Below are 8,975 nucleotides of genomic sequence, written 5' to 3' on the forward strand. Positions count from 1 at the left end.
AGCGAGCACAAGCCCACCGGCCCCGAAGATGCCGAACCGGACCGTGTCGAGGACCGGGACGCGGCGAGCGGGCGTACGGAAGATCAAGCCGCACAATCCGATTCGGCGCCCGATCGCGCGCCCGAGGTGAACGAGGAGACCATGAAGTCGGCGAAGGACAGTCAGGACTTCGAACAGTTCCGCGCGGATCTGGAAGCGGTCGAGCGCAAGATCGCCGGGGAGATCGACCCGGGCGTGCGCGCCATGGTGGTCGCCGTCGCGGTGTTCGCCCTGCTGATCTCGCTGGTGCTGCCGCACGCGGGCGGTGCGCGCGGCTTCGACGTGCTGCTCTACGACGCGGCCGCCCAGGCCGAGCACATCGGCCTGCCCTCGCGGATCTTCGAATGGTTCGTGGTGGTGTTCGGCATCGGCTTCTCGCTGCTGGCGCTGATGACCCGGCGCTGGGTGCTGGCCTGGATCGCGGTCGCCGGTTCGGCCATCGCGAGCGTGTTCGGCGTCTTCTCGATCTGGCACCGCAACACGCCCGGCCTGGGCAACTATCAGGGCGCGGGCCCCGGCTTCGGCCTGATCCTGGCCACCATCGCGGTGATGGTGCTGACCTTCCACTGGATTCGCGTGGTGTGGAGCCGCACCGCCCTGCATCTCGAGGCTGAGGAACAGCGCCGGATCGCCGCCGCCGAGGCCGAGCAGCGCGACCGCCGCCGCATCTTCGGCGAGGACTGAGCGACATCCCGAGGCTCGGGCCGACCGCATCCGGTCGGGCCGGGCCTTTCTCGTACCCCGGGTCAGTCGTCGAGGACGAACTGCGCGAGCAGGTCGTACTGCTCTTCCTCGATGCCGTCGTCGAGGGGCACCGCGACCAGCACGGTCCCCTCTTCCTCGCCCACGAACAGCGCCGGGTCGTTGCAGTCGGCGAAGCCGATGGCGTCGATTCCCGCGAAAGCCGCTCCGCCGCACCAGCCGTGGTCGGCGACCACCAGATCCGGCGGCGCCTCCCCGGCCGCGGCGATGGCCTCGAGCACGACCCGCGCGGCCTGCGCGGTATGCGAGTGCACCGAATTGCCCGCCACCGCGACGGTCGCGACACCGCGATCGAAGCGCACTTCCTGTTCCCGCACCGCCCATTTCGTATCGCCCTGGAAGCGCTCGCCCGCCCCGAACTCCAGCACGGTGCCGCCCGCGGCGGTCAGTTCGCCCGCCAGCCGCTGGTACATCCGCCGCAGCGTGCGGGGATGCCCGGTGGCGAACAGCACCCGCTCCCGCTCGACCAGGGCCCGGCGGAATCGGACGGCATACCGCTGCAACGCGTCGGCGGTCAGCTCCGGGTCGATGGTGTCCACCCCGCGCCGGAAATTGAGCCGCGGGTTCACCCCCACCTTGCGCGCCATCAGCTCGAGCACCGCGTCCGCGCTCCACCGCCCCCCGAAGTCCATGCCGAACTGGAAGTAGAGGTCGCCCTCCGCCATCATCCGATAGTGCTCGAGGTTGTTCTCCCTGGGCGTGGCGACCGACCCCGCCATGCCCGTCTTCAGCAAATGGGTGATCAGTTCGTCCCGAGTAGGAGCCATCCCCCGAGCGTAACCCCGCCCCCAACCCCCACACGCCCCTATTTCCACTGAACCCCAACACGATTCACGCCGTTCACCCCCGAGACCGCCTACACGCCCCGACCGGCCCGCCGCCCAGTTCCCGGCCGGGCCGCCGCCCACGCCCCGGTCGGCCCGCCGCCCCGGTTCCGGTCGGCCCGCCGCTCGGGTCCTGACCGGCGGCCCGCGCGCCCACGTTCCGACCGGGCCGTGCCACCGGCCTCCGCCTCCGCTGCTGAATCGGGCGACTGCGGATTCCCGCGGGATGCACGTCCGCTGTTCCGGCCGCTCGCCTTTATCCCGGGTGGCTCGACCTGCCATGGGCGCTCGGCGTACCTGCGTCGGGCCGAGTGACGCGGCTGTCGCGACAGATGCCGCTGCTGAGTCGTGTGAAGACGGCCGATTCTCGCTGAGGTGCTGTGCGTCCGCTGTTCCGGACGCGCGCCGATATTCCGGGTGGTCGTGCTGTCGGTTTTCACCCGCTGCGCGCGCTCGGTGTTACGTGTGCGGGGCCGAGTGGGGCGGCTGTCTCGGTCGACCGCTGCCGAATCATGTGGAGGCGGCCGATTCTCGCTGGCGTGCCGCGCCCCTTTTCCAATCGATCGGCGGGGCCGGGCACGACCGCGCCCGCCGGACTCGAATCCGGCGGGCGCGGTGGGTTTCTCGTGTGTGCGGGCTAGCGCTGGCTGACCGCGCCTTCGGCGGCCTCGGCCCATTCGCGCCACTGCTTGGCCTGTTCGAGGGCCTTCTCGGCGTCTCTGGTCTTGCCCGCGGCCTGGGCCTTGGCGGCCTGTTCCTCGAACTGCGCCACGCGCTCGCGGAACTGGGCCGCGCGGGCCATCGCCTCGGGGTCGCTGCGCCGCCACTGGGCGTCCACGGCGTCGCGCACCCGCTTCTCGACCGCGCGCAGGCGGGCCTCGAGGTCGTGGATCCGCTCGCGCGGGACCTTGCCGATGGCATCCCACTTCTCCTGCAGATCACGCAGCGAGGCGCGGGCGGCGTCGAGACCCGTTTCGGGATTGAGGTTCTCGTAGTGCAGCAGCAGTTCTTCCTTGGCCGTCGCGTTGTGCTCGAACTCGGCGTCACGCTCGGACGCGGCCGAATTGCGGGCCGCGAAGAACACGTCCTGGGCGGCCTTGAACCGCTTCCACAGCTGCTCGTCGGCCTCGCGCGGCGCGCGGCCCGAACCCTTCCACTCGGCCAGCAGGTCGCGGAAGACCGCCGCGGTGCCCGCCCAGTCGGTGGAGCCCGAGAGCTCCTCGGCCCGCACGCACAGCTCTTCCTTGTGCGATTTGGCCGAGGCGCGTTCACGATCGAGTTCGGCGAAGTGCGCGCCACGTCGCCGGTTGAACGCCTCGCGCGCCTTGGAGAAGCGCCGCCACAGCGCGTCGTCGACCTTGCGATCCACCCCGCGAATGGTCTTCCACTCGTCGAGGATCTCGCGCAGCCGGTCGCCGGCGACCTTCCACTGGGTGGAGTCGGCAGCGATCTGCTCGGCCTCGGCGGCCAGCGCCTCTTTGCGCTCGGTTTGCTCGTGCCGGGAGCGTTCCTTCTCCTCCTTGGCGTGCGCGGCGGCCTCGTCGGAGTGCTCGATGATGGCTCGCAGCCGCACCGTCAGCCCGTCGATATCGCCGATCACCGCGGCCGTCGGCAACGTTTCGGCAAGCGCGGTGGCGGCGGCCTTGGTCTTGCGGGCGTCGGTGCCGGCGGCCAGGCGCGCCTCGAGCAGCGCGACCTCGGTGGCCAGATCGTCGAAGCGGCGGCCGAAGTGGGCCAGCCCCTCGGTGGCGTCGCCGGCCTGCCAGGACCCGATGACGCGTTCGCCCTCGGTGGTCTTGACCCAGGCGGTGCCGTCCTCGTCGACGCGTCCCCACTGGCTGGGGTCGCTCGAGGCGGGCACCACCACCGGATGCGGATGCGGGGTGGCCGGGCCGGGAGCGGGCTTGACGGCGTGTGGTTTCGGGGCTTCCGGTTTGTGCGGCACGGGCCCGGGACGGGGTCCGGCGGCAGTGGCCGGTGACGGTCGCGCGGCGGCGCCGGAGACGGGCGTCGCGGTCGACTCCGGGTTGGTAGCCTTTTCGTTTCCGCTGTTCTCGGTCATCGCTCCTCGTCCCTGCCGCGCGTCACGGCTGCCTGGTTACGCCCTAGCTCATCTGCCTAGCAGATCCCATTCAACCAGGCTGAGGTGGGAAATGCTGTCTTTGAGGCCACCTCCGTGGCGCGGCGACCCGGGCGGGGTGGGGCTGGTGAGGCACGGTAGCGCTACGGTTGACGGCGTGTTCTGTGTTGCGTCGCTGGTTCCCTCCCCGCCCGTGCTGGTGCCCCGGCTCGGGGGCGCGGCGGGTACCGCGGCCGAGGGCGAGGTAGCCGTGCTGCGTGCGGCGGTGCGCCGGGCGGCGACCGAGCTCGCCGAGGCCGCCGACCGCTGGGTCGTGATCGGCGCGGCCGCCGCGGACCGGGTGCTGGGGTCGGACACGGTGGGCACATTCCGGGGATACGGCGTGGACGTCCGCGCCGGTTTCAGCGAGACCCCCCTTGACGACAATGCCGTGATCGCCGACCCGACACTGCCGCTGCCCGCCCTGATCGGGGCCTGGCTGCGCGAGCAGGTGGCACCGCACGCGGTGGCCCGGGCCCGCCTGGTCGCGGCCGACACCCCGGCAGACGAATGCGTGGCCTTCGGCGCCTGCCTGCGCGGGTCGCTGGACGCCGGTCCCGAGCGCTACGGCGTGCTCGTGGTCGGCGATGGCGCGGCCACCCTGTCCACCGCCTCACCCGGCTACTACGACGAGCGCGCCGAAGGCGTGCAGGCCGAGATCGATCGCGCCCTGAGCGCGGGGGACCGGCGGGCACTGGCCGACCTCGACCCCGCCCTCTGCGCGGACCTGCACATCGGCGGCCGCGCCGCGTACCAGATGCTGGCCGGACTCTTCCAGTCCGAACCCGCCGATCCCAAGGTCGAAACCCTGTACAGCGCAGCGCCGTTCGGCGTCGGCTATCACGTGAGCGTGTGGCACCCGGCGGGTACGGCGTGAGCGAGCCGATCCGTATGCCCGTCGCCGTGGTGGGCCCCACCGCCACCGGAAAGTCCGATCTCGCACTGGATCTGGCCGAGCACTTCGACGGCGAAATCGTGAACATCGACGCCATGCAGCTCTATCGCGGCATGGATGTCGGCACCGCGAAACTGACCCCGGCCGAACGCCGCGGCATCCCGCACCACCAGCTGGACGTGCTCGATGTCACCGAAACCGCCACGGTGGCCGCCTATCAGAGCGCGGCCCGCGCGGACGTCGAGGCCATCCTGGCGCGCGGCCGCACCCCGGTCATCGTCGGCGGCTCCATGATGTATGTGCAAGCCCTGCTGGATGATTGGGATTTCCCCGCCACCGATCCCGGCGTCCGCGCCAAATGGGAGACCCTGCTGGCCGAACGCGGCGTCGTGGTCGTGCACGAGGCGCTGCGCGCGGCCGACCCGGTGGCCGCGGACACCATCCTGCCCACCGACGGCCGCCGCATGGTGCGTGCGCTCGAGGTCGTCGAGATCACCGGCCGCCCGTTCGCCGCCTCCGCCCCACAGATCGGCGAACCCCGCTGGGGCACGGTCATTCTCGGCGTGGATCGCGACACCACGGCGCTCGACGCGCGCATCGAACTGCGCACGGCGGGTATGTTCACCTCCGGCTTGGTGGACGAGGTGCGCACTCTCATCGCTCGGGGCCTGCGCGAAGGGCAGACCGCCCGCCGCGCAATCGGTTACGCACAAGTCCTGGATTACCTGGACAACGAATACGACCTGAACGAAGCACAGGAGCGCACCTTCATCGGTACCCGGCGCTATGTCCGACGGCAGCGCTCGTGGTTCCGCCGCGACAAGCGGGTGCGATGGGTGGACGGCGCCGATCCGGAGCTGCTGGCGACGGCGCTGACCCTCATTCACTCCTCTACCACGAGGGATGAACAGGAAGTCCGTTAATTGACGCGCCGCGCGAACGCCCGCAACGCCTCGGTCCAGGTGTGGCAGGCTTATTTGAACAACCGGGCCAGTCGGCTTCGCGACAATAGATTCCTGATCCACGGCCGGCGGCCCATCACCCGTGCGCTCGAATACCGTTGGCCGCTGGAGACTCTCGTGTACCGGCTGGGTTCGCCCGAACTCTCGGACTGGGCGCGCCAGGTTCTCGAGACCAGCGGCGTGCCCAGCGTGGGCCTGGTGCCCGAGGTGATGGCCGAGCTCGCCGAGTCCACCGAGGCCACGCCCGAGGTGGTCGCGGTGGCGGTGGCCCGGCGCATGGAGCTGGAGGATTTCGCGCCCGGCCGCCCGGATCAGCCGCCGACCGTTGTCGTGATCGACCGCCCGTCCGCGCCCGCGCGGCTGGGCGCGGTGATTCGCTCGGCGGTGGCCTTCGGCGCGGGCGGGGTGATCATCACCGGCAGCGGCGCCGATCAGTACGACCCGCAGAGCGTGCGGGTCTCCGACGGCGCGCTGTTCGCGATTCCGGTGCTGCGCGCCTCGGGGCCGAGTCAGGTGGCGGTGTTCGCCGACCGGCAGGCGGAGCGGGGGATCGAGACCCGTATCGTCGGCAGTGACGATCACGGTGGAATAGCCCTGGACGACTTCGAGTTCGACGGGGGGACCATCCTGGTGCTCGGCGACGAGCGCGAGGCGCTGGACCAATCCTGGTCGCAGGTGTGTGACGAGCTGGTGTGTATTCCGACCGACGGCACCCTCGGTGCGCCGTCGGCGGCGGCGGTGGCCCTGTACGAAATTTCCCGGCAGCGCCGGGCGGTGCGGTGAGTGGTGAGGACTATGGCGAACGAGCATGCGGCTGACATCGAATTCAGCAAAGGGCACGGCACCCAGAACGATTTCGTGGTGCTGCCGGACCCCGACGCCTGGCTGCAACTGACCGAATCCCGCGTCCGGGCGCTGTGCGATCGGCAGCGCGGTCTCGGCGCGGACGGCGTCCTGCGCGTGGCCCGCGCGGGCGCGCTCATCGAAACCGGTGCTCTCCCGGCCCTGCCCGAGGGCGTGAGCGCCGGCGACTGGTTCATGGACTACCGCAACGCCGACGGCTCCATCGCCGAGATGTGCGGCAACGGCGTGCGCGTGTTCGCCCACTACCTGGTCGCCACCGGCCTCGAGTCCCGCACCGAGTTCGTGGTCGGCAGCCGCGCCGGTGCCCGCCCGGTGGTCGTTCACCATGCCGACCCGGTGCACGGCGAGGTGACCGTCGCCATGGGCAGGGTCGGGGTCCTGGGCGGCTCCACCGCGACCCTGGACGGCCGCGAGTTCACCGGCCTCGGCATCGACGTCGGCAACCCCCACCTCGCCTGCGTCGACCCCGCCCTGACCCCGCTGCTGCTGTCCGAACTGGACCTGACCCACGCCCCCGCCTTCGACCGCACCTTCTTCCCGCACGGTGTCAACGTCGAACTCCTGACCCCCTTGGCCGTCGCCTCCGACGGCCAACGCGGCGTGCACATGCGCGTCTACGAACGCGGTGTAGGCGAAACCCGTTCCTGCGGAACAGGAACCGTGGCCGCCGCTGCCGCCGCCCTGGCCGCCGAAGGCTTCGACCTCGCCGCCGACACCGGCCACATCCAGGTCCACATCCCCGGCGGCACCGTCACCGTGGGCATCGAGTCCGGCGCGGCCTGGCTCCGCGGCCCCTCGGTCCTGCTGGCCACCGGAACTCTCGCCGCCAAGTGGTGGCAGGACGCCTGACCCCGCGCACCGCCGCCCGGGCAACACGTCGACCGCCCGGACTCGGCCCCCACCGAACCTCGCCCGCGAATCGCGGTGAAATAACCGAATGCGTCATTCGGTTGGTCCGTGGGACCATGGAGGCGTATGAGTAAACAAGAAACGTACGAGTTCACTCCCGCTGAGGAGCACACCGACGACGCCGAGACCGGTTGGTCCGCGTCGCCGACCGTCGGTGAGTTGCAGCTCGAGGAGCGCGCCGCACTGCGCCGCACCGCCGGGCTCTCCACCGAACTCGAGGATGTCACCGAGGTCGAGTACCGGCAGCTGCGTCTCGAGCGCGTCGTGCTGGTCGGCGTCTGGACCGAGGGCACCCCCGCCCAGGTCGAGTCGAGAATGGCCGAGCTGGCCGCCCTCGCCGAGACCGCCGGTTCCGAGGTGCTCGATTCGCTCATCCAGCGCCGCGACAAGCCGGACAAGGCCACCTACATCGGCTCGGGCAAGACCGAGGAACTGCGCGAGATGGTGCTCGAGGTGGGCGCCGACACCGTCATCTGCGACGGTGAACTGTCCCCGGCGCAGCTGGTCGCGCTGGAGAAGGTCGTCAAGGTCAAGGTCATCGACCGCACCGCGCTGATCCTGGACATCTTCGCCCAGCACGCGACCTCGCGTGAGGGCAAGGCCCAGGTCTCGCTCGCCCAGATGGAATACATGCTCCCGCGCCTGCGTGGCTGGGGTGAGTCCATGTCCCGCCAGGCCGGTGGTCGTGCGGGCGGCGCGAACGGTGGCGTTGGTACTCGCGGCCCGGGTGAGACGAAGATCGAGACCGATCGTCGGCGCATTCGCGAACGCATGGCCAAACTGCGCCGTGAGATCCGCGAGATGAAGACCGCCCGTGACACCAAGCGCGCCAAGCGCACCGCCAGCGGCATTCCGCAGGTCGCGATCGTCGGCTACACCAATGCCGGCAAGTCGAGCCTGATGAATTCGCTGACCGGCGCGGGCCTGCTGGTCCAGGACGCGCTCTTCGCCACCCTGGATCCGACGACCCGCAAGGCGGCGCTGGAGGACGGCCGCGAGGTCGTGTTCACCGACACCGTCGGTTTCGTCCGGCATCTGCCGACCCAGCTGGTCGAAGCGTTCCGCTCCACCCTCGAAGAGGTCACCGGCGCGGATCTGCTGCTGCACGTGGTGGACGGTTCCGACCCGCTGCCCGACATGCAGATCAAGGCCGTGCGCGAGGTCATCACCGATGTCCTGCGCGAGACCGGCACCCCGGCCCCGCCGGAGATGCTGGTGGTCAACAAGATCGACGCGCTCGATCCCATGGAGCTCACCCAGCTGCGCGGCTGGCTGCCCGAGGCGTCGTTCGTCTCCGCGCAGACCGGTCAGGGCATCGAGGAGCTGCGCGAGCGGCTGGCCACGGCGCTGAACCTCGATGTGGAGGTCAGCGTCCTGCTGCCCTACACCCGCGGTGATCTGCTGGCCCGCATCCACGCGGACGGTCGCATCCTGACCACCGAGCACGAGGAGTCCGGCACCCGGCTGCGGGCGCGGGTGCCACAGTCCCTCGCGGGCGTGCTCGCCGAGTTCGCCTACGCGGGAACGGAATCCGTGGATTCGAGCGAGTCCGCAGACTGATCCCACTCTCGGCCGGCGGCCCCGCGGTGTTGTGACCACCG

The 8,975-nt window shown here is 70.7% G+C and carries 8 protein-coding genes; 6 read left to right on the plus strand and 2 right to left on the minus strand.

Going from position 1 to position 8,975, the window contains the following annotated elements; all coding sequences use genetic code 11:
- The first annotated feature begins 141 nt into the window (after positions 1–141).
- On the plus strand, positions 142–723 hold the full coding sequence (locus ABZ319_RS16035; RefSeq protein WP_354987170.1) for a hypothetical protein: 582 nt from the start codon (positions 142–144) through the stop codon (positions 721–723).
- A 62-nt stretch (positions 724–785) separates the two neighbouring features.
- Here ABZ319_RS16035 and ABZ319_RS16040 read toward each other — a convergent pair whose 3' ends face one another.
- Together ABZ319_RS16040 and ABZ319_RS16045 are read right to left on the minus strand one after the other, a co-directional pair.
- Positions 786–1,568 (minus strand): phosphatase, encoded by a 783-nt coding sequence (locus ABZ319_RS16040; RefSeq protein WP_354987160.1) that lies wholly within the window; start codon positions 1,566–1,568, stop codon positions 786–788.
- A 694-nt stretch (positions 1,569–2,262) separates the two neighbouring features.
- Positions 2,263–3,687, minus strand: a complete 1,425-nt coding sequence (locus ABZ319_RS16045) for a DUF349 domain-containing protein (protein ID WP_354987161.1) — start codon at positions 3,685–3,687, stop codon at positions 2,263–2,265.
- A gap of 175 nt (positions 3,688–3,862) precedes the next feature.
- On the opposite strand from ABZ319_RS16045, the gene ABZ319_RS16050 reads away from it, so the two are divergent.
- The 5 genes from ABZ319_RS16050 (at position 3,863) to hflX (ending at position 8,934) form a co-directional block, all read left to right on the plus strand.
- Positions 3,863–4,621, plus strand: a complete 759-nt coding sequence (locus tag ABZ319_RS16050; RefSeq protein WP_354987162.1) for a hypothetical protein — start codon at positions 3,863–3,865, stop codon at positions 4,619–4,621.
- Positions 4,618–5,562, plus strand: a complete 945-nt coding sequence (miaA, locus tag ABZ319_RS16055; RefSeq protein WP_354987163.1) for a tRNA (adenosine(37)-N6)-dimethylallyltransferase MiaA — start codon at positions 4,618–4,620, stop codon at positions 5,560–5,562. Before ABZ319_RS16050 ends, miaA begins: the two co-directional genes overlap by 4 nt.
- Positions 5,563–6,384 (plus strand): RNA methyltransferase, encoded by an 822-nt coding sequence (locus tag ABZ319_RS16060; RefSeq protein ID WP_354987164.1) that lies wholly within the window; start codon positions 5,563–5,565, stop codon positions 6,382–6,384.
- A 12-nt stretch (positions 6,385–6,396) separates the two neighbouring features.
- Complete coding sequence (gene dapF / locus ABZ319_RS16065; RefSeq protein WP_354987165.1) at positions 6,397–7,314, plus strand: diaminopimelate epimerase; 918 nt, start codon at positions 6,397–6,399, stop codon at positions 7,312–7,314.
- Between the two features lie 126 nt (positions 7,315–7,440).
- Positions 7,441–8,934, plus strand: coding sequence for a GTPase HflX (hflX, locus tag ABZ319_RS16070; protein ID WP_354987166.1), 1,494 nt, complete (start codon positions 7,441–7,443; stop codon positions 8,932–8,934).
- Positions 8,935–8,975: the final 41 nt, after the last annotated feature.

It is taken from the genome of Nocardia sp. NPDC005978 (assembly GCF_040614455.1).
Classification (GTDB): domain Bacteria; phylum Actinomycetota; class Actinomycetes; order Mycobacteriales; family Mycobacteriaceae; genus Nocardia.

Bases quoted from the DNA above. Each gene is read 5' to 3' on its own strand.
- ABZ319_RS16035 (WP_354987170.1), top strand. From the start codon at position 142: ATGAAGTCGGCGAAGGACAGTCAGGACTTCGAACAGTTCCGCGCGGAT.
- dapF (WP_354987165.1), top strand. From the start codon at position 6,397: ATGGCGAACGAGCATGCGGCTGACATCGAATTCAGCAAAGGGCACGGC.
- ABZ319_RS16045 (WP_354987161.1), bottom strand. From the start codon at position 3,687: ATGACCGAGAACAGCGGAAACGAAAAGGCTACCAACCCGGAGTCGACC.
- ABZ319_RS16040 (WP_354987160.1), bottom strand. From the start codon at position 1,568: ATGGCTCCTACTCGGGACGAACTGATCACCCATTTGCTGAAGACGGGC.
- hflX (WP_354987166.1), top strand. From the start codon at position 7,441: ATGAGTAAACAAGAAACGTACGAGTTCACTCCCGCTGAGGAGCACACC.